17 protein-coding genes are annotated in these 19,906 nt (G+C 71.6%); 8 read left to right on the top strand and 9 right to left on the bottom strand.

All coding sequences use genetic code 11. From position 1 onward, the window contains the following. Positions 1–12: 12 nt before the first annotated feature. Both M4486_RS11370 and M4486_RS11365 read right to left on the bottom strand, forming a co-directional pair. Complete coding sequence (locus M4486_RS11370; protein ID WP_249477278.1) at positions 13–402, bottom strand: nuclear transport factor 2 family protein; 390 nt, start codon at positions 400–402, stop codon at positions 13–15. After that, positions 399–1,127 carry a hypothetical protein gene (locus tag M4486_RS11365; RefSeq protein WP_249477277.1) on the bottom strand — a complete coding sequence of 243 codons (729 nt, stop codon included), beginning with the start codon at positions 1,125–1,127 and terminating at the stop codon, positions 399–401. The genes M4486_RS11370 and M4486_RS11365 overlap by 4 nt, the downstream gene beginning before the upstream one ends. A gap of 53 nt (positions 1,128–1,180) precedes the next feature. On the opposite strand from M4486_RS11365, the gene M4486_RS11360 reads away from it, so the two are divergent. Next, complete coding sequence (locus M4486_RS11360; protein WP_249477276.1) at positions 1,181–1,639, top strand: MarR family winged helix-turn-helix transcriptional regulator; 459 nt, start codon at positions 1,181–1,183, stop codon at positions 1,637–1,639. Positions 1,640–1,702: 63 nt separating this feature from the next. On the opposite strand, the gene M4486_RS11355 is transcribed toward M4486_RS11360, so the two are convergent. Then, on the bottom strand, positions 1,703–3,391 hold the full coding sequence (locus tag M4486_RS11355; RefSeq protein WP_249477275.1) for a sulfatase family protein: 1,689 nt from the start codon (positions 3,389–3,391) through the stop codon (positions 1,703–1,705). Next, positions 3,388–4,758, bottom strand: a complete 1,371-nt coding sequence (locus M4486_RS11350; RefSeq protein ID WP_249477274.1) for an MFS transporter — start codon at positions 4,756–4,758, stop codon at positions 3,388–3,390. Before M4486_RS11350 ends, M4486_RS11355 begins: the two co-directional genes overlap by 4 nt. Before the next feature lie 233 nt (positions 4,759–4,991). Between M4486_RS11350 and M4486_RS11345 the strand changes: the two genes are divergently transcribed. Both M4486_RS11345 and M4486_RS11340 read left to right on the top strand, forming a co-directional pair. After that, complete coding sequence (locus M4486_RS11345) at positions 4,992–5,615, top strand: PadR family transcriptional regulator (RefSeq protein WP_249477273.1); 624 nt, start codon at positions 4,992–4,994, stop codon at positions 5,613–5,615. Further along, the gene (locus M4486_RS11340; protein WP_249477272.1) at positions 5,612–7,354 is read left to right on the top strand and encodes a sulfatase; all 1,743 of its coding nucleotides are present in this window, start codon (positions 5,612–5,614) and stop codon (positions 7,352–7,354) included. The genes M4486_RS11345 and M4486_RS11340 overlap by 4 nt, the downstream gene beginning before the upstream one ends. Positions 7,355–7,462: 108 nt before the next feature. On the opposite strand, the gene M4486_RS11335 is transcribed toward M4486_RS11340, so the two are convergent. The 3 genes from M4486_RS11335 to M4486_RS11325 all read right to left on the bottom strand — a co-directional run bounded on the left by M4486_RS11335 (position 7,463) and on the right by M4486_RS11325 (position 11,538). Further along, a complete protein-coding gene (locus tag M4486_RS11335; RefSeq protein WP_249477271.1) occupies positions 7,463–8,974 on the bottom strand; it encodes a sulfatase family protein in 1,512 nt (503 codons plus the stop codon). A 96-nt stretch (positions 8,975–9,070) separates the two neighbouring features. Then, positions 9,071–10,108, bottom strand: coding sequence for a LacI family DNA-binding transcriptional regulator (locus M4486_RS11330; protein WP_249477270.1), 1,038 nt, complete (start codon positions 10,106–10,108; stop codon positions 9,071–9,073). Next, complete coding sequence (locus M4486_RS11325; RefSeq protein ID WP_249477269.1) at positions 10,108–11,538, bottom strand: MFS transporter; 1,431 nt, start codon at positions 11,536–11,538, stop codon at positions 10,108–10,110. Before M4486_RS11325 ends, M4486_RS11330 begins: the two co-directional genes overlap by 1 nt. 355 nt (positions 11,539–11,893) lie before the next feature. Here M4486_RS11325 and M4486_RS11320 point away from each other — a divergent pair, with 355 nt between their 5' ends. Genes M4486_RS11320 through M4486_RS11310 form a run of 3 tightly spaced genes read left to right on the top strand, consistent with a single transcriptional unit; the run spans position 11,894 to position 13,769 of the window. After that, the gene (locus M4486_RS11320; RefSeq protein ID WP_249477268.1) at positions 11,894–12,985 is read left to right on the top strand and encodes a formylglycine-generating enzyme family protein; all 1,092 of its coding nucleotides are present in this window, start codon (positions 11,894–11,896) and stop codon (positions 12,983–12,985) included. Next, entirely contained in the window at positions 12,982–13,344 is a 363-nt protein-coding gene (locus tag M4486_RS11315; protein ID WP_249477267.1) for a YidH family protein, read from the top strand. Before M4486_RS11320 ends, M4486_RS11315 begins: the two co-directional genes overlap by 4 nt. Continuing rightward, positions 13,341–13,769, top strand: a complete 429-nt coding sequence (locus M4486_RS11310; protein ID WP_249477266.1) for a DUF202 domain-containing protein — start codon at positions 13,341–13,343, stop codon at positions 13,767–13,769. The genes M4486_RS11315 and M4486_RS11310 overlap by 4 nt, the downstream gene beginning before the upstream one ends. Here the strand turns inward: M4486_RS11310 and M4486_RS11305 are convergent. Together M4486_RS11305 and M4486_RS11300 are read right to left on the bottom strand one after the other, a co-directional pair. After that, complete coding sequence (locus tag M4486_RS11305) at positions 13,717–15,339, bottom strand: SDR family oxidoreductase (RefSeq protein ID WP_249477265.1); 1,623 nt, start codon at positions 15,337–15,339, stop codon at positions 13,717–13,719. The two genes, M4486_RS11310 and M4486_RS11305, sit on opposite strands and share 53 nt — an antisense overlap. Further along, positions 15,336–16,616, bottom strand: coding sequence for a ferrochelatase (locus tag M4486_RS11300; RefSeq protein ID WP_429798296.1), 1,281 nt, complete (start codon positions 16,614–16,616; stop codon positions 15,336–15,338). Before M4486_RS11300 ends, M4486_RS11305 begins: the two co-directional genes overlap by 4 nt. 127 nt (positions 16,617–16,743) lie before the next feature. Here M4486_RS11300 and M4486_RS11295 point away from each other — a divergent pair, with 127 nt between their 5' ends. Continuing rightward, the gene (locus tag M4486_RS11295) at positions 16,744–17,232 is read left to right on the top strand and encodes a MarR family winged helix-turn-helix transcriptional regulator (protein WP_249477264.1); all 489 of its coding nucleotides are present in this window, start codon (positions 16,744–16,746) and stop codon (positions 17,230–17,232) included. A 34-nt stretch (positions 17,233–17,266) separates the two neighbouring features. Then, positions 17,267–19,894, top strand: coding sequence for a phytoene desaturase family protein (gene crtI, locus M4486_RS11290; protein ID WP_249477263.1), 2,628 nt, complete (start codon positions 17,267–17,269; stop codon positions 19,892–19,894). The last annotated feature ends 12 nt before the right edge of the window (positions 19,895–19,906 follow it).

The raw sequence follows: 19,906 nt of genomic DNA, 5'->3' as shown, positions 1-19,906 counted from the left end.
CGTCCCCGCTCCTCAGCGCGGCCCGGGGACCGGCGACCCGGGCGCTCCCGCGATGAAGCTGTGCTGGATGCCCGCGATGCGCCAGTCGCCGCCGACGCTCACCACGCTGAACGTGGTGCGCGTCGTGGGAAGGGGATGGCCCCGTGCTTCTCCGCGGACATCGAGCCGAGCGATCACGAGGGCGCAGTCGCCGTGCTCGCGGATGGTCACCTCGTTCAGCGACAGCTCGTCGTAGCGGAGGTCGCCGCTGCTGAGACGGCCGATCCAGGCGTCACGGGAGAGCTGGAATCCGACGGGGCCGATGCCCTGGAAGTCCTCCGTCAGCAGGGTCTCGGTGGTGCGGGCATCGCAGCCGCGCTCGGCGTCGGCCCACAGGGCGATGGTCTGATCGATGGTGTTCATGACGTCTCCTTCGGTGTGGTGATACGGGACCCGGTGGTGCGGGTCCCGGTGGTTCTGGACAGGGCGAAGCCGATGACGACGAGCCAGACGAGCGCGGCGAAACGGCCGAGGACGGTCAGGAATCCCAGCGGGGCGATCACCAGCGACAGGACGCTGACCTCGCAGATCGCGGCGACGAGGAGGCCCGCCCAGGGGAGCGGGGCGGGAAGCATCCGCCCGAGGAGCCCCGGGACCGCGACCCCGGCCACGAGCAGGCCGAGGCCGAGGGCGTGCGCGACACCGCCGGAGCTCTGCGCGAGGAGCTCCAACGCCCGCGCGAGCCGGGGGTCGGTGGCGATCGCCTCGTGGCTCAGCGTCCATGTGACCAGTGCGGACAGCATGAGCATCGACGAGGCGCCGATGCCGCCGAACAGTGCGATCGCCGGTCCGGGAACGCGGAACCCCTGTCCGCGCAGGTGCGAGTAGAGCGTCGCCGCGAGGATGCCGAGCGGGACCGCCGAGCCGAGCAGCAGCATGGCCGACCACTGCGTCGTGGTGCCGTACTGGTCCTGGGGCGCACCGGCGAGGCTCCCGAACGAGGGGGAACCGCCCATCGGCGCGGCCACGAGCAGGCTCGCGATCACGAGTGCGAGGGACACGGCGCCGACGATCCCCGGGTGCGGGCCCATGGGTCTGCGTCGTGCGTGGGCAGAGGGAGTCGTGCGAGGGGTGTCGCTGAAGTTCATGCCAGCGATAGTACATGCTATGAATGATGTGTCCAGTGCTCTATTCTCGTGCCATGACGTCCTCGCCCCCGCCTCGCCACCGGATCGCGTTCCTGCTCTCCCAGCTGGGGTCCGATGCCTCGGCCGGCTTCGAGCGGGCGCTCGGGGAGCTCGGGATCACCCCCGGGGACGCGGGGGTGCTGCGCCTGGTGGGGCGGAATCCCGGCGTCAGCCAGCGAGCGGTGAGCGAGCAGGTGGGAGTGGGGCCCAGCAGGATCGTCGCGGTGCTCGACCGCCTGGAGGGCAAGGGGCTGCTCGAGCGCCGCCGCAGCCCCCGGGATCGCCGCAGCCACGAGGTCAGCCTCACCGAGCAGGGCAGGGAGGTGCTGGGGAGGCTGGGCCCGATCGCGCGGGATCACGAGCGTGCGTACATCGAGCCCCTGGAGCCCGAGGAGGTCCACCAGCTCCAGTCGCTCCTGGAGAAGGTCGCCGCGGGCCGGCAGCTCTCCGCCGAGGTGCATCGCGGGACCTGAGGCGGCCACCGGCCGATGTGCCGGAACCGGTCCATGGCGATCATCTCTGACGGGGTGCGGTGCTCAACTCCGCACGGCCACGTCCGCACTGGGTTGCCAGCCGAGTCGCACGGCGCGGACCCACGCGGGGCGATCGGCGGGGATCGGTGATGCGGGGCAGTGGATGCGCCATGCGCGTCCGTCGGCGACGGGGGATCCGATCGCGTTCCTCGGCGACCCCATGCTGTCCGCGGCCGACGGCGGGACTTCGGGGTCGTGCGCCGCGGGTGGGTCATCGGTCCAGATGATGGTGGCGGAGGATTCGCTGCAGCGAGCCTCGACCGTGCCGTGCGCGACGACGACCTCGGGTTCGGGTGTGCACGGCCAGGCGCCGCCGGGGCGCCAGCGCTCCTGCAGCTCGTCCTCGGTGAGGAACCCCAGGTCGCCGATCTGCTCCTGCCAGTCCGTGAGAGCGGTCGAGAGCCGGGCCAGGGTCTCCGCGTGCGCGCTGTCCCCCGCGAGGTCGTGCTCCTCGTGCGGGTCCTCGAGCAGGTCGTACAGCTCCTCCTCGGGTTTGGTGGGGGCGACGAGGGTCCTCTGCAGCGGCGTGAGGGAGCTCGGCAGATCTCCGATCGCCCGCTGGGTGACCTCCGCGGTGGCCATGCGCCGCATCTCCGCCCAGGTGCTCAGGCTGTCGGGGTACGTGCAGTGCTGCATCGGTGAGCGGTCCGGGTGGTAGTGGCGGATGTAGCGGTAACGGGAGTCCCGGACGGTGCGGGACATGTCGTGCAGATCGCCCATCCGGTCCCTGCCGGCGAAGACGTAGTCGTTGGCGTGCTCGTCGAGGCGGCCCGAGCTGTCGAGGAAGGGTCTCGCCTGCATGTGGTCGGGAACCTCGAGACCGGCCGCAGCGAGCATGCTCGGGGCGAGATCCATGAGGTGCACGAGCGCCTCTGTTCTCGTGCCGGGGGTGATGCGGCCAGGCCAGCGGATCAGGAGCGGTTCGTGCAGGCCGGAGTCGTTCGCCCAGCGCTTGGCACGGGGCATCCCGCGGCCGTGGTCGCTCCAGAAGACGACGAGGGTGCTCTGCGCGAGACCGTCGTCCTCGAGCTGCTGGAGGATCGTACCCACCCAATGGTCCATCTCACCGATGAGGTCGAGGTAGCGGGCCCAGGCGACCCGGAACACCTGGGTGTCCGGATAGTAGGGCGGCAGCTCGACGTCCTCCGGAGCGTGGCGGTCCTCGGGGCGCACGTGCGGCACGCGCTCCTCGAACGACTCGTCGTCCAGATGGATCTGCGACTCGTGCGTGATGAGCCCATGGAAGGTCGCGAAGAACGGCTGGTCAGGGTCCGGGCGGTCCCGCCAGTGCGCGGTGTCGCTGCACTCGTCGAAGGCGCTCCAGGGCGTCGCCATCTGGAAGTCGGTGAAGGAGTTGTTGGTGACGTAGTAGCCGGCTTCCCGGAAGTGCTCGGTGAACATGCGGACACCGGCCGGCGGGACGGCCTTCGAGCGCATGTGGATCGTCCCGATGGACGCCGGGTGGCAGCCCGTGATGATCGCCGAGCGGGAGGGCGCGCAGATCGGCGCCGAGGCGAACGCATTGTCGAAGCGGAGTCCCTCGGATGCGAGATCGTCGAGGTGCGGGGTGACCGCGTGCTCCGCGCCGGGATAGGCGCCGGCGTAGCAGCCCAGGTGGGGGTTGATGTCGTGGGTCGTGATCCACAGGATGTTGGGCCGGTTCGGCGGCGACGCCGGTGTCTCGCGTGTCATCGGGCGACCTCCCCCTCGGCGGAGACGGCGCTGCGACGGCGCGCCTCCAGTTCGTCGGTGACTCTCCGGGCGTCGCGGGGATAGGTGAAGTACAGAGCACTGAGGATCACGCCGTTGACGGCCATGAGCACGAACAGCACCCAGAAGAACACGCCCTGGATGCCCAGGGCCTCGGCGAGGTACCCGGCGGAGAGCGAGAACAGCGCCCAGGCGATCGTCTGGAAGAACGTCAGGAAGATCGCGAAGGCCTGGCCCCGCAGCTCCGGCAGGACCACGGACATGACGATCGGGCGGTTCACCGGCGGGTTCATGCCCTGCGTCGCCCCGAACAGCGCCCAGAAGATCGCGTACACGCCGATCGAGCCCCACTCGAACTGAGTGCCGAGAAGCGCGGCGATCGCGAAGAGGAACTGGGCCGCCTGGATGAACACGACGCGTCCGTGGTCGGGGAGGAGTCTGTCGAGCAGCTCGACGGCGTAGCCGCTGAGGAAGGTGGCGATCACGTATCCCAGTCCGAAGGGCACGAGGACCGTCGCGGCAGTGGCGTTGGAGAACCCGCGCTCGGTGACGAGGAACTGGATGCCGAAGACGGTGATCAGGAGGTGCCCCGAGAGCAGTCTCGAGAGCATCATGATCGAGAAGGTGGGGATGCGGAAGAGCGCGAGCACGCCGCGGACGGTCACCTTGGATGCGCGCCGCGACTCATCGAGATCGGCGAGCTGCGCCTCGGCCGCGCCGATGCCGGGCTCGCGGTAGAAGGCGGAGATCAGCAGGGACGACAGCAGGCAGATCCCGCCGATGATCCACATGCCCCAGCGCCAGCCGTCGGGGTGCCCGGAGAACAGGGCGAGGACGGGGCCGATGAACGAGGACACGGCGGTGAGGATGCCGTAGTAATAGCCGGTGGCCCGCGCCCGGGACCGCTCGTCGAAGGAATCGGCGATGATCGCGTTCGTCAGCGGCTGGCCCGAGCTCACGGTGCCGGCCAGGAGCGTGTTGAACAGCAGCAGGGTGATGAAGCCCGGGGACATGCCGGCGGCGATGCCGAGCAGCCCGCCGATGACGTTGTTGAGGATGAGCGCCTGCTTGCGGCCGATCCGCGTCGCGATCCAGACCCACATCGGACCGAACGGGACCGCGGCGAACTTGCCCAGGGCGCTGAGGATGCCGAGGTGGCCGTTGTCGAGGCGCAGCGCGGCGGCGATCGAGGGGAACAGGGTGTTCAGCAGGCCCGCCTCGGTGTTGTCCACGACCTCGGCGCCCGTGATCGTGATGAGGTTCCGCCAGCGGTGGGGCACCTTGGTGGAGGGGGCGGGCCCGGCGGGTTCGAGCACGGGTGCGTCCGAGCTCTGCGCGGGGTGGGTCATGGTGACTCCTGTCGTCGTCGTCAGGTGCGGGGCGCGACTGCTCGCCGACGAGCGGTCCGAGCCGACGTGGCCGTCCACGCTGTGCATGACACAATGCGAATGCCTCGCTGCGCAGACGATGACACAACTGGAACGGTCTCGTCAATGGAACCGAGGCGATCGCTCCGTTGCGCAATCCATTCCACATGTGTAATGGTGGGCGTGCCACAGCTGCAGCTCCGAAGGAGGGCGCCTTGAAGCTCGAGCACCTGCTGCTCGGTGTGCTGGCCATGAAGCCCGCGACCGGCTACGACCTCAAGAAGTACATGGACACCCACGGGCGATTCCTGCGCGCCAACACGCAGATGAGCCAGGTCTACCGCTCGCTCGCAGGCATGGAGCAGCGGGGGTGGGTCGTCCACGACGTGGAGCCGCGCCCCGGTGCGACGGACGCGAAGCGCTACCGCCTCACCGAGGAGGGGTCGACCGTCTTCCTCGACTGGCTCACCGGCCCCTACCAGCCGCCCACGCGCTTCGAGGAGCCGGACCTCCAGGCCCGGCTCGCCTTCGCCGGATTCATGGACCGGGAGAACCTGATCGCGCTTCTGGACACCGAGCTCGAGGCGCGCACCCAGGAAGTCGCCCGCTACCGCTTCCGCGACAGGCGCCTCGAGCGCACCCCGGAGCTGCCCTTCGATGCGGGCCTGGCCGACGCGGTCGGGGAGTGGGCTCATCGCGCCGGAGCGGAGGCCAAGGATGCGCACATCGCGCGGATCGCCGCGCTGCGCGACCAGATCCAGGACGCACCGTCGACCCCGCCGAGCGCGCCGGCCGTGAAGATCGACGCACCGCAGAACCTCGAGGAGCCCACCCGATGAAGGCCATCATCCTGATGTTCGACAGCCTGAACCGGCACATGCTCGAGCAGTACCGCGACACGATCGTGCAGGCTCCGAACTTCGCCCGTCTCGCCCAGCGCGCCGTGACCTTCGAGAACTTCTACGCCGGCTCGATGCCCTGCATGCCCGCCCGGCGGGAGATGCACACCGGCCGGTACAACTTCCTGCACCGCTCCTGGGGTCCGCTCGAGCCCTTCGACGACTCGATGCCGCAGATCCTCAAGGATCACGGCGTCCACACGCACCTCGCCTCCGATCACCCCCATTACTGGGAGGACGGCGGCGCCACGTACCACACCCGCTACTCGACCTGGGAGTTCTTCCGTGGTCAGGAGGGGGATCCGTGGAAGGGAGTCGTCGCGCAGAGCGTGCCCGACGCCCCGCTGCACGAGCGCATGGTCGCCCAGGACGGCGTGAACCGCACCTACATGGCGACCGAGGCCGACCACTCCCAGACCCGCACGGTCGACGCGGGCATCCACTTCATCGACACCAATGCGGCGGCCGACGACTGGATGCTGCAGATCGAGCTGTTCGACCCGCACGAGCCCTTCTTCAGCCACCAGGCCTACAAGGACCTCTACCCCCACCAGTACGACGGCCCCGCCTTCGACTGGCCCGGATATCAGAAGGTCACCGAGCCCGAGGCGCAGGTCGAGCACGCCCGCCGCGAGTACGCGGCGCTGGTCTCGATGTGCGACCGTTCGCTGGGGCGGGTGCTGGACGCCATGGACTCCCACGGCCTGTGGGAGGACACGATGCTCATCGTCAACACCGACCACGGCTTCCTGCTCGGCGAGCACGGCTGGTGGGCGAAGTCCGTGCAGCCCTGGTTCAACGAGCTCGTGCACCTGCCGATGTTCCTCTGGGACCCGCGCGCCGGTGCGGCCGACGAGCGCCGCGGCGATCTCGCCCAGACCATCGACATCGCCCCCACGATGCTGCGCTACTTCGGCATCGAGCCCACCCCCGACATGCAGGGACGGGACCTCGCGCATCCTTCGGCCCGCGAGCGCACCGCCCTGTTCGGCGTGCACGGCGGCCACGTGAACATCACCGATGGCCGGTACGTGTACATGCGCTCGAGCGCGGGCAGGGACAACGCCCCGCTCGAGGAGTTCACGCTGATGCCCACGCACATGCGCTCGCGCTTCGGGGTCGATGAGCTCGCCGAATGGGAGCCCGCCGAGCCCTTCGCATTCACCAAGGGACTGCGCACGATGCGGATGGACGCGCTCGGCGGCTGGATGAACCCCTGGCAGCACGGCACACTGCTGTTCGACCTGAAGGCCGATCCGGATCAGCACTCGCCGATCCTCGACGACGAGGTCGAGCTGCGGATGGCCGGCCAGCTCGTCGAGGCGATGCGCGCCGCGGATGCACCGCGCAGCCAGTACGAGCGCCTCGGCCTTCCCCTCGAGGGCGAGGTGACGACCGAGCATCTGCTGGCCCGCGCGCACGCCGAGCGCGCCGCGGAGATGGCGATCGCCATGCCCTCACGGGAGGAGCTGCCCGGTGCCGATCTGCTCGGGCTCCCGCTGCTCGAGCTCGCCTCGCGCTCCTATGCCCGCGAGGCGCTCGCCCGCGAGGTCCCGGGCGTCGTCCACACCGAGGCCGTCAACGTGCCGGCGGGCATGACCCTGTACGACATGGCCGCCGCCGGGCTCGTGAGCGTCGCGCAGCTGCGGCGGGTGGGGGAGGCGCTCGTCGCACAGTGAGCGCGCGGCGCGCTGTCGCTGGTGGGACGGGGCGCCGCCGGCCCGTTGAGCCGCGAGGGCCGGATCCGATCCCCGGATCCGGCCCTCGCGCTGTCAGCGATGCGGTGCTTACCTGCTGGTCGCGTCGATCTCGGCGACGTACTCCGCCACGCGGGCGAAGACCTCTTCGTCGTAGGGTCCCCATTCCGGGCGCGGGGTGTCCTCGCCGCGGTAGGGCTCGTCGGCGTAGCGCTGCTGGTACTGGGCGAGCTTCGCCTCCATCTGCGCCCGCACCCCGGCGTACTCCGCGTCGTCGACGACGTTGCGGACCTCCGTCGGGTCCGACTGCAGGTCGTAGAGCTCCCACTCGGGCTCGAAGATCCGATCCGAGGCTCCGGGCACCCCGAGGCCGGCCCCGTAGTAGTGGATGTACTTGAAGCGGTCGGTGCGGATCCCGTAGTGGGCGGGGGCGTGGTGGATCGGGTCGTCGTGCTCCCAGTAGCGGTAGTACATGGCGTCCGGCCAGTCTTCGACGTGCTCGCCGCGCAGCAGCGGCAGGAAGCTGCGCCCCTGCGACGTGGGCAGGGCGGAGGCGGCATCCAGGCCGCACACCTCGAGGAAGGTGGCGGCGAAGTCGACGTTGGTGATGATCGAGTCGCAGCGCGAGCCCGCCTGGATCTGCTCGGGCCAGCGGATCAGCATCGGCATCTGCAGCGACTGGTCGAACATCAGGCGCTTGTCGAACCAGCCGTGGTCGCCCAGGAAGAACCCCTGGTCGGAGGTGTAGACGATGAGGGTGTTCTCGGCCAGGCCCTGCTCCTCGAGGTGATCCAGGAGCCTGCCCACGTTGTCGTCGATCGACTGGATGCACTGCAGGTAGTCGCGCATGTAGATCTGGTACTTCCAGCGCATGCGCTCCTCGCGGTTCTCCTCGCCGCGCAGGTGCTCGGGGACCTCGGTCTTGAGGTCGTCGGCGCCCATGTCATCGGCGATCGTCATGTGCACGCCGCGCACCGCCTTGGAGCGGGACTCGAGGTCGTCGAAGAAGGTCTCGGGCTCGGGGATCGACCCGTCGGCGTAGAGGTGGCGGTGCTTCTCGTCGGGCACCCACGGGCGATGGGGCGCCTTGTGGTGGACCATCATGCAGAAGGGCTCGTCCTGCGCACGCTCGTCGACCCAGTCGATGGCGAGGTCGGTGACGATGTCGGTGGCGTACCCGGGGACGGTCGACTCGCCGTCCTCGTCGATCATCGCGGGGTCCACGTAGTCGCCCTGGCCGGGGAACACCTTCCAGGCGTCGAAGCCGCGCGGGCGGGAGACGCCGTGCTCGCCCAGGTGCCACTTGCCGAACATCGCCGTCGCGTAGCCGTCGTCGTGGAGGGCGTCGATGAAGGTGGGCACCCGGTAGTCCATCTCCGTCCAGATGGAGGAGACGCCGTTGACGTGGCTGTAGGTGCCGGTGAGGATCGACGCCCGCGATGGGCTGCAGATGGAGTTCGTGCAGAACACGGCGTCCATGCGCATGCCCTCCTGGGCGATGCGGTCGAGGTTCGGGGTCGAGTTCACGCGGCTGCCGTACGCGGAGATCGCGTGCGCGGCGTGATCGTCGCTCATGATGAAGACGATGTTCGGGCGGGTCATGGGGTGCTGCTCCTTGCTGGGTGTCGTGCGGGATGGCCTGAAGGGATGAGACGGGCGACGCGAGGTCCGGTCACTGCGGTCCGACGCAGGATCGGGTCAGGACGATGACAGCGCCTCCGGCGGCAGGAGCACGTGCTCGTGGTGCGCGTCGGGCGTCAGCTCCTGGGTCAGCAGACGGGCCGCGGTCTCGCCCGCCTCCTCGAGGGGGAGCCGTGAGTAGGTGAGCCCGGGCCAGACCTCGACCCTCGGCCAGCCCCCGGCGAGGGCGGCCACCGTGGCCCCTGGAGCGACGCGCTGGACGACGCTGAGCGCGACCTCGACGTCCGCGCCCCACGAGCAGAGCACTGCGACCCGCGCGGCCCGCTCATCGACGTCCTCGAGCGCTGCCGTCAGTCGCGCCGCCTGGTGATGCAGGTAGTCTCCGTGCTGGCCCGCGGCGTCGAGCTCAGCGAGATCTGCGTCCTTCAGCCCGGTGCTCACGACCTGCAGGGAGATGCGGTCGTGCGATCCCAGGACGCGCATGAGCGCCATCTGCCTCAGTCGCTCCGCCCTCGACGAGACCTCCGGCCGCACATGGAGCACGGTGGTGATCCCGCGCCCGGCCAGGTGCTCGATCATCGATGCGGTGCCGAGCTCGTAGTCGAAGTCCACGGTCGAGAAGGGGGTGTCGGCGTCCGAGGCGCCGCAGTCGATGGCGACCATCGGGGCGAGGCCTTCGCTCGCGGCGTCGACGAGCTCCTGGGGAACCGTGACGTCGTCGTGGCCCACGAAGATGATGCCCTCGAGGAAGCCGCTTCGGCAGTCGTCCAGATAGCCGCTGACGTCCGGCCGGGGGAGGACCGTCATGCGCAGGCCCCGATCCATCAGCGCAGTGCCCGTGCCATGGACGATCGCCGCGTAGCGGGGGTTGGTCAGGGGCTTGCTCACCACGACGCCGATCGTCCTGCTGGACCTCGCCTGCAGGGAGCGCGCGAAGAGGTTCGGCGTGTATCCGAGCTCCTTGGCGATGCGCCGCACGCGGCCGCGAGTCTCCGCGGACAGCTGCACGCGGGAGGTGTCGTTGAGGGCGTAGGACACCGTGGAGACCGATACTCCCGCCCTCCGGGCGACATCCTTCAGGGTCGGGCGTGCCATCAGATCACCTCGTCGTTCGCGGCGCGACGCTCGGCGAGCACGGAGACGTTCTCCTGGACCTTCCGGCGGCCGAGCGGGTAGAGCACCAGCAGTATCAGCGCGGCCGCGATGTACAGGAGGCCGGGGACGAGGGTCGAGACCATGTAGATGCCGTCGATCGTGGAGGACGACTGGGCGGACGACGCGGAGCGGAATCCGACCGCGGACAGGGCGAACCCGCCCAGGCCGCCGGCGACGGCCTGGCCCACCTTGCGCGCCCACGTGTTCACGGCGTACACCGTGCCGTCGTCGCGGTGCCCGCTGCGCACCTCCTCGGCATCGATGATGTCCCCGATGAGGGCCCAGATCAGAAGGTTGTAGAAGCCCAGGCCGAAGCCCGCGACGAACATCAGGCCGATGAAGACCCACGGATCGGAGATGTGCAGCAGGGACAGGAGGACGTAGAGGACGCCCGCGCCGAGGAGCGCGAAGGTCACGACCTCCTTCTTGCCGAATCGGGCGGCGAGCCGTGCTGCGACGACCGAGAGCAGGAGGCCCGGGAGGAACGACGTGAGCTGCGCCGGACCGGAGAGCGCGCCGTTGTTGAAGTGGTAGAGCCACAGGTAGGCGGCCATGGTGCCGACCAGGAGCGAGGCCAGCATGATCAGGATGTTGGCCGCGATCAGCGAGAGCAGGGGCCGGCTGCTGGCGAGGGAGCGGAAGAGCGCGAGCAGGCCGGGCTTCTCGATGCCCTGCGTCGGCGCGGCGACCCGCTCGGCGGTGTTCGCCCAGCACAGGACGTACCAGAGCGCGGCCAGCAGGGAGAAGACGACGGCCACCGCGAAGAGCCGTCCCGGCTGGAGCTCGGACGAGCCGTCGACCATCGCGTAGATGAACAGCGGTGGCACCAGTGAGACGAGGAGCCCGGCGCTGTTGGCCCCGATGCCTCGGAACACGGAGAGGGAGGCCCGCTCCACGGGCACGATCGTGAGCACGGAGGCCATGGAGCCGTAGGCGATGTTCGTGGTGGTGTAGAAGACCGAGCCCCACAGCAGATAGGTCACCCCCGCGTAGGCGAGCTTCAGCCCGTAGTCCCACCCGCTCGTGAACGGGACGTACATCAGGGAGCTCGCGATGGCGACGGGGATCGCCATCCTCCCGATCCACGGGCGGAAGCGACCATTGCGCCCAGGGGTGTGGCGATCCAGGAATCGACCCCAACCGATGTCGGTGAAGGCATCGATGAACCGTGCGATGAGGAAGAGCAGTCCGACGTGGGCCGCGGAGAGGCCCGCGACGTTCGTGAAGTAGATCATCAGGTACGACGACGCGAGGAGGAACGTGAAGTCGTTCCCGAGGTCGCCGAACATGTAGCCGATCCGGTCCCGTGCCCCGAAGGGGCGGGGAGTCGCTGGGAGGGATCGGGATGCGAGTTCTGCGGAGGTGGACATGGCTCTCCTTCGAGCACGTTCAAGGGCAGGTCGCTCGAGCTGTCGGCGACTCCGGACCGACGCTAGGGACTCAACCGTTTGAGGGGAATCCTCAAAGGTTTGAGGTCTCGCCCCGGTGGCCGCGAAAGCGCGGCGGGACGGCTTCCCGTGAACGCCGAGACCTGGAAAAGAGCAGGCCAGCCGCGAGGGTGGGCTCGCAGCGCGACGGCACGTGACATGGCGCACAACGGGTTCTGCACGAGGCCGCGGTCCGCGTGCGCACACGAGTCGTGGGCCGGTTCCTCTCGGACCTCGCCGGACCTGAGAAGATCGGGGACGGATGGAGACGGCGCGAGCCACGGAGGAGAGGAGCTCGATGAGCGAGCACACGGGATGCGGATGCGGCTGCGGCATGCCGGAGCGCGAGAGCCTCGAGCTCGCGAGCGCGCCGCCGGAGCCCGCGCCCTCGGTGCCCCGCTTCTCGGGCGCGACCGACGTCGCCCAGAATCCAGCCTCCCGCCACGGCATCCCTCAGGCCCGGATCCCCGCCGGCACCTTCACCATGGGCGACTCCTCCGGCGACAGGAACCGGGCCGACGGCGAAGTGCCGCGCCACCCCGTCTCGATCAGCGCCTTCGACATCGATGCCACGACCGTCACCAACGCCGACTTCGCTCGCTTCGTCGAGGCGACCGGCCACCGGACCGAAGCCGAGACCTTCGGCTACTCCGCGGTCTTCCACCTCGCGATCGCGGCCGACGACGCCGACATCATGGGTCCCGCCTCCGGGACGCCCTGGTGGGCCGGCGTCCAGGGTGCCGACTGGCGGCATCCGGGCGGCAGGCGCTCGAGCATCGACGGTCTCGGCGACCACCCCGTGGTGCACGTGAGCTGGAACGACGCCAAGGCGTACTGCGCGTGGGCGGGCCGACGTCTGCCCACCGAGGCCGAATGGGAGTACGCCTCCCGCGGCGGCCTCGAGGGCGCCAAGTACCCGTGGGGCGACGAGGAGCCGGACACCGGCGGCGACGCCGACCGCGGCGGCTGGCGCGCGAACATCTGGCAGGGCGACTTCCCGCGCGCGAACACGCGCGAGGACGGCTTCCTCACCACCGCCCCGGTACGCGCCTTCGCCCCCAACGGATACGGGCTCTTCCAGAGCGTCGGCAACGTGTGGGAGTGGTGCGAGGACTTCTTCCACCCCGCGACGTACCGTCGGCCCGGCGTGGAGAGGGACGCCGACGGCGCCGTCCACGACCCCACCGGACCCGAGGAGGGGCAGGCACGGCTCCTGCGCGGCGGCAGCTACCTCTGCCACATCTCCTACTGCAACCGCTACCGCAACTCCGCCCGCTCCCAGAACACCCCCGACTCGTCGATGGGCAACGCCGGCTTCCGGACCGTCGCCCTCGCCGCCCCTGCCTCCGCCGCCCCGACCGACACCGCCCCCGGAAAGGCCACCGCATGACCGCCCCGCGCCGCTTCCCCGCCTCCGTCTACCGCGACGGGGACGAGCCCGATCCCCGCTTCAGCCTCGCCAACGAGCGCACCTTCCTGGCCTGGCTGCGCACGGCGCTCGCGATGTACGCCGGAGCCTTCGCCCTCGAGGCGCTCGCCCTGCCCGAGGCCGTGGGCTGGCGCGCCGCCGCCTCGATCGTGTTCCTCGCGCTCGGCACCCTCGCCGCCGTCCAGGCCTGGCTGGGATGGAAGGCGACCGAGAAGTCGCTGCGCGCCGGCACCCCGCTGCCGGGCCTCGCCGTCGGCGGGATCCTGGTGATCGGCGTCGTCGTCGCGGCCGCCCTGGTCACGATCGGGCTGTACGCGTGAGTCGAGATCCGTCCGATGGGCCCGAGGGGTCCGGCGCGTCCGGCGCGTCCGGCGGGTCGGGCGGGCCGGCAGGGCCCCCGCCCGTCGAGCCCGACGCCGTCTTCGACAAGGGGCTGCAGCCCGAGCGGACGCTGCTCGCCTGGCGCCGCACCTGCCTCGCCTTCGGGGTCGCGAGCCTCGTGGGCATGCGCTTCACCGTCGGGGCGATGGGGATCCTCGCGGTCGTCGCCGGCGTGATCGGTGCGGCCCTCGCCGTCCTCGCGTATGCGCTCGCCGCGACCGGCTACCGCCGCGCCCACCACAGCCTGCGCGGCCAGGGCATCCTGGTCCGCGGAGGCCTGCCGATGCTCGCCGGCACCGCGGCCGTGCTCGTCATCGGCGCCCTCTGCGCCGGCTATCTCGCGATCGGGCTGCTCGGGTCCTGAGAGCGGAGCGGCCGCGCGTCGGCCCCGATCCCTCCGCTCCCCGACGGTCCTGGCCCAGACCCTGCTGCCGTCTCGCGGCCGCGATGATGTTGCGCGCCATCGAGGGGAACACCAGCGCGTGGAACGGCGAGATGCCCCACCAGTACAGCCGTCCCAGCAGCCCGTCGGGGAAGTAGACCGCCCGCTGCCGGTACACGGCCCCGTCGCTCTCGTCGGGCCCCTCGCCCCCGTCGGTCCCCTCGACGCCCAGCTGCAGCCAGGCCCGCCCGGTCATCCGCATCTCCGCGCGCAGGGTGAGCAGCCGTCCCGGCTCGACCTTCTCCACGCGCCACCAGTCCACCGCGTCGCCCGCGCGCAGGTGCCACGGGTCCCGTCGGCCGCGGCGCAGTCCGGGGCCGCCGACGAGCCTGTCCGCCAGCCCGCGCAGCGACCACAGCAGGGGAGTGGAGTACCAGCCGGACGCGCCGCCGATCCCCTCGATGACCTGCCATATCGCGGCCGGGTCGACGCCCTCGGCCCGTCGCTCGCGCACGTCGGTGAACACCGTGTGCCCCGCCCAGTCGGGGTCCTCCGGCAGCGGCGCCTCGGGCCCGCGCGCGGCCGCCGCGTCGTCGTCCCAGCTCGAGGCGAGATCGCCCGACTTCTGCGCCTCCAGGGCGGCGCGCACCGCCCGGCGGTAGGGGAGGGGCCCGCCGGGCGGGGACCCCAGGACCTCCTCGGCGAGGGGATGGTGCGTGATCGCCTCGTGGCGCATCGACTGCGCGAGCGGCACCGCGATCGCGAGCGGCACCGGGGTGACCAGCCCGATCCACAGTCCCGACAGCAGCGGCGCCGGCAGCGGCAGCGCGAACACGCGGCGACGCGGCAGACCGGCCTCCTGCGCGTACTCCTCGAGCAGGTCGGCGAAGCGCAGCTCGCGCTCGCCGCTGCCCAGCCCGAACGTTCCCGAGACGGGCTCGGGGACGACGACGGCGCGGGTCAGGTGGTGCAGCACGTCGGTGATCGCGACCGGTTCGATGCGGTTGTGCACCCAGCTCGGGGCGGGCATCACCGGCAGCCGCTCGGCCAGGTGCCGGATGATCTCGAAGCTCGCCGATCCCGCGCCGATCACGGTCGCCGCCTCCAGCACGAGCGTGGGGACCTCGCCCTCGCGCAGGATCCGCGCGACCCGCTCCCGCGAGGCCATGTGCTCGCTGAGCTCCTGGGAGCGCGGATGCAGCCCGGAGAGATAGACGATCCGGCCGACGCCGGCGCGCTGCGCCTCCTCGGCCATGATCCGCGCCATCCGCGCCTCGCGCTCCTGGTAGCCGCGGCCCCCGCCCATCGCGTGCACGAGGAACACGACCGCGTCGACATCCGCGAGGGCGCGGCGCACGGCCGCGCGGTCGTCGAGATCCGTCACCGCGATCTCGACCTCGCCCGACCACGGACGCGCACGCAGCCGCTCGGCGCTGCGGCCGGCCACGCGCACCGTCAGCCGCTCCTCGAGCAGGCAGGGCACGAGCCGACTGCCCACGTAGCCGGTGGCGCCCGTGACGAGGACGCGCCGGGTCCGTCCGGCGTCGCTCATGCCTGCGCCCCACTTCCCTCGAGCGCCCGGGCGACGCCCTCCTGCCCGAGCGCCGCGCGCGCATCCGCCGCGGAGTCCAGGGCCGAGGTGGTCGGGCGCGCGCTGGCCCTGGCGCTCCCGGACAGGCAGCAGGCGGTCCCGCACACGTCGGCCGTACCCCCGAAGTCCGTCGCGCAGCGGCGCGGCGCGTCCTCGCGCATCCGCTCCTCGACGAGGTCGGCGAGGGCGGCGACGAAGCGCGCGTCGGTGCCGGGCGTCGGCAGGCGGAGGCACGCGAGCCCCTCCTCCTGTGCGGTCTGCGCGGCCTCGGTGTCGAGGTCCCAGATCACCTCGACGTGGTCGCTGACGAAGCCGATGGGCACCAGCACCACCGCGTCCGCGGCACCCGCGCGGGCGATCTCCCGGATCGCGTCGTTGACGTCGGGCTCGAGCCACGGCACCTGCGGCGGGCCGGAGCGCGACTGGAAGACGAGCCGCCACGGGACGGGGGAGGTCGGGGCGGGGGAGGCCGGGGTGTCCCCCTCGGCCCTCTCCATGACGTACCGGCAGGCGGCCTCGTGCTGGGCGACGTACCAGCCGCCGGGCGTCCCGTGCCCCTCCTCGGCGGGTCCGGAGGCCGTGGCCATGGCGAGCGGGATCGAGTGCGTCGTGAACAGCACCTGCACGCGCTCACGCGGCGTGCCCCGGCGCTCCAGGGTCGCCAGGGCCTCCGCCAGGTGCTCGACGAAGGGGTCGAGGAACCCCGGGTGATCGAAGTACGGCCGCACCTTGTCGATCCGCATCCGGCCCAGCATGCCGGTCTCGACGAGAGCGCCGGCCACGTCCTCGCGGTACTGCCGGCACGAGGAGTAGGACGAGTAGGCGCTGGTCGCGATCGCCAGTACGCGACGATGCCCCTCCTCGCGCAGCCGCTCGACGGCCTCGCGCATGGTCGGGGTCCAGTTCCGGTTGCCCCAGTGCACGGGCACCGTGATGCCCCGCTCGCCGAGCTCCGTCCGCAGCGCCGCGAGCAGGCGACGGTTCTGCTCGTTGATGGGGGAGCGCCCGCCGAGCGCCCGGTAGTGCTCGCCGACCTCCGCGAGCCGCTCGTCGGGGATGCCGCGGCCGCGGGTGACGTTGCGCAGGAACGGCATCACGTCGTCCTGTCCCTCGGGACCGCCGAAGGACGCCAGCAGCACCGCGTCGTACGGCTGAGGAACGGCGCGGCGTCCCCGGGGCGAGGCCTCCGTGTCCGGCCGGAGGTCGGCATGGAAGGGGTTCTCGATGTGCGTGTCCACAAGACCTCCGTTAGAGTGGCGAATACTTAGGCAGGCTACGGAAAGAGGTCGAGCGTGTCCATTCGACCCCGCGCGGTCGGGCACAATGTGCTCAGCGACATCGGCGAGAGTCAGGAGGTGGCCGGTCGTGGACTCCGCATCGGCCGACGGCTTCTGGTACCCGCCCTCCCACGAGGCCTCGCCCACGGCGACCGAGCTGCTCGAGGAGCTGCGCGTCTACCAGGAGTCCGGCCACCGCATGCGGTCGCGGATCCGCGAGCACATGCGGATGGGCGAGAAGGACCTGCTGGCCATGCGCCATCTGCTCGCCGCCCGCAGCGCCGGGACGGTGCTGCGGCAGAGGGACCTCGCGGCCAGGCTCGAGGTGCGCGAGGCCTCGGCGAGCGCTCTCGTGGACCGGCTGGTGCGCCACGGCTTCGCCGAGCGGACACCGCATCCCGACGACCGCCGCTCGACCGCCGTCGCCCCCACGCCTCGCGGGGAGCAGCAGGTGCGGCGCACACTGGAGGACACCCACGCGCGCATGCACGAGGTGGCCTCCTCCCTGAGCCCGCACGAGCGGGCCGTGGTCATCGACTTCCTGCGGCGCATGAACCACGACGTGGACAACAGCTGATCGCCCGCGCGGGCGATGAAGGGCGGGGGCGCTGATGAAGCACAGCCTCCAGCAGAAGGCGGCCGACGACTTCCGCCGCACCGCCGAGGCCGCCGCCGAGCGCGTCATCGGCCGCTACTCCTCGAGCTTCGGACTGGCCACGCGCCTGCTGCGCGAGCCCGTGCGCACCCGTGTGCGCAGCATCTATGCCCTCGTGCGGATCGCCGACGAGATCGTCGACGGCGCCGCGGCCGGCAGCGGTGCCGGCGCGCGCCTGATCGCGGCGGCCCTGGACGACTACGAGGAGCGCACCGAGGCCGCCATGTCCGCGGGCTTCAGCACCGATCTCGTGATCCACGCCTTCGCGACGACCTCCCGCGCCTGCGGGATCGGCACCGACCTCACCCGTCCCTTCTTCGCCTCCATGCGGGCCGATCTCGAGGTGACCTCCCATACCGACGCGAGCTTCGCCCGCTACGTCGACGGCTCCGCCGAGGTGGTCGGGCTGATGTGCCTGCGCGTCTTCGCGACCGACGGGGCCGACCGCCCCGTGGAGCCCAGCCCTTCCCTCGTCGAGGGCGCGCGCAGCCTGGGCGCCGCGTTCCAGAAGGTGAACTTCCTGCGTGACCTGGGCGACGACGCCGACGGGCGCGGACGCGCCTACTTCCCCGGCATCGACCTGCACGGGCCCACCGAGCGCCAGAAGCTCGCCCTGCTCGACGACATCGACCAGGACCTCGCGCGCGCCCAGGGTGCGATCGCCCACCTGCCCGTCTCGAGCAGGGCGGCCGTGCAGTCCGCCCACGACCTGTTCGCCGCGCTCTCGGCGCGGCTGCGGCGCACGCCCGCCGAGGTCCTGCGCGGCCGGCGGGTGCGGGTCCCCACCGCGCAGAAGGCGCTCATCGCCGCGCGCGCCGCCCTCCCCGGGCGCCGGGCCCCCGCGGGCCCGGCTGCGGGCCCCGGGTCGGCCCCAGGCGGGGCCGCGGGTCCGAGGACCGCCCCGGCCCCGGCGTCGGAGCAGGCCTCGGCCCCCGCCCCGCGCGCCGACGCCCGGCGCGTCGTGATCATCGGCGGCGGCATCGCGGGGCTCGCCACGGCCGCGCTGCTCGCGACCGAAGGGCACCGGGTCACGGTGCTCGAGCGCGGGCAGGAGGTCGGCGGCCGCGCGGGGACCTGGCGCGAGGGCGGCTTCACCTTCGACACGGGCCCCTCCTGGTGGCTCATGCATGAATGCTTCGAGCACTTCTTCGCGCTGCTGGGCACCCGCCTCGAGGACCATCTGGACCTGGTCGACCTGGACCCCGCCTACCGCGTCTTCGGCGAGGAGTACGCGCGGCCGCTGGACCTGTTCGGCGACCGGGAGCGCTCGGCCGCCGCCTTCGAGGCCGAGGAGAGAGGGGCGGGCGATGCGCTGCGCCGCCACCTCGACTCGGCGGGCGCGGCCTACCGCATGGCCACCGCCCACTTCCTCTACACCACGTTCTCGAAGGTGCCCGCGCGCACGCTCCGGGAGCTCGCCCCGCGCTCGCCGGCCCTCGCCCGTCTGCTGGGCGAGTCCCTCCACGACCTCGCCGCGCGCACGGTGCGCGACACCCGGCTGCGCCAGGTGCTCGGCTACCCGGCGGTCTTCCTCGGCGCCACCCCGCGGACCGCGCCGAGCCTCTACCACCTGATGAGCGCCATGGACCTCGAGGACGGCGTGCGCTACCCGCGCGGCGGGTTCACCCGCTTCGTCGAGGTGCTGCGCGCGCTCGCCGAGGATGCGGGCGCCGAGATCCGCACCGGCGCCGAGGTCACCGCGATCCGCACCACGCCGAGCGGGCGGGGCGTCGGTGCGCGCCGCGCGCGAGTGACGGGCGTCGAGGTGCGCGCCGCGGACGCGGCCCTCGCCGCTGATGAGACCCGCGAGGCGGGGGCGTCGACCGAGACGATCGATGCGGACGTCGTCGTCTCCGCGGCCGACCTCCACCACACGGAGACCGCGCTGCTGCCCCGGGAGCTGCAGACCTACCCGGAATCCGCGTGGACGAGGCGCACCTCCGGGCCCGGGGCGGTGCTCGCGATGCTCGGCGTGCGCGGACGGGTGCCCGAGCTGCTGCACCACTCCCTGTTCTTCACCGACGACTGGGACCGGAACTTCGCGCAGATCACGCCGGTGGACGCGCGTGGCGCCAGCCGCGCACCGGATCCGGCGAGCATCTACGTCTGCGCGCCCTCGCGCACGGACCCGACCGTCGCGCCCGAGGGCAGGGAGAACCTCTTCGTGCTCATCCCCGTCGCCCCGGAGACGGCCGACGGCCGGGGCATCGGCCGCGGCGGCGTGGACGGCGCGGGCGACGCGGAGGTCGAGCAGGCTGTTGACCGCGCCATCGCGCAGATCGCCGACAGGGCGCACGTGCCGGACCTCGCCGACCGCATCGAGCTGCGCCGCACCGTCGGCCCCGGCGACTTCACCGACGCCTTCCACTCCTGGCGCGGCAACGCCCTCGGGCCCGCCCACACGCTGCGGCAGTCCGCGTTCCTGCGCGGCAGCAACCGCAGCAGGAAGGTCGAGGGGCTCCTGTACGCCGGGGGCACCACCGTGCCGGGTGTCGGAGTGCCGATGTGCCTGATCAGCGCCGAGAACGTGCTCAAGCGCCTGCGCGGGGACACGAGCAGCACGCCGCTGCCGGAGCCGCTGTAGTCCGCGGGGGTC

It is taken from the genome of Brachybacterium kimchii, assembly GCF_023373525.1.
Classification (GTDB): Bacteria; Actinomycetota; Actinomycetes; order Actinomycetales; family Dermabacteraceae; genus Brachybacterium; species Brachybacterium kimchii.
The sequence above is the reverse complement of the archived record's forward strand: the minus strand, read 5'-3'. Positions and strand labels throughout refer to the sequence as shown.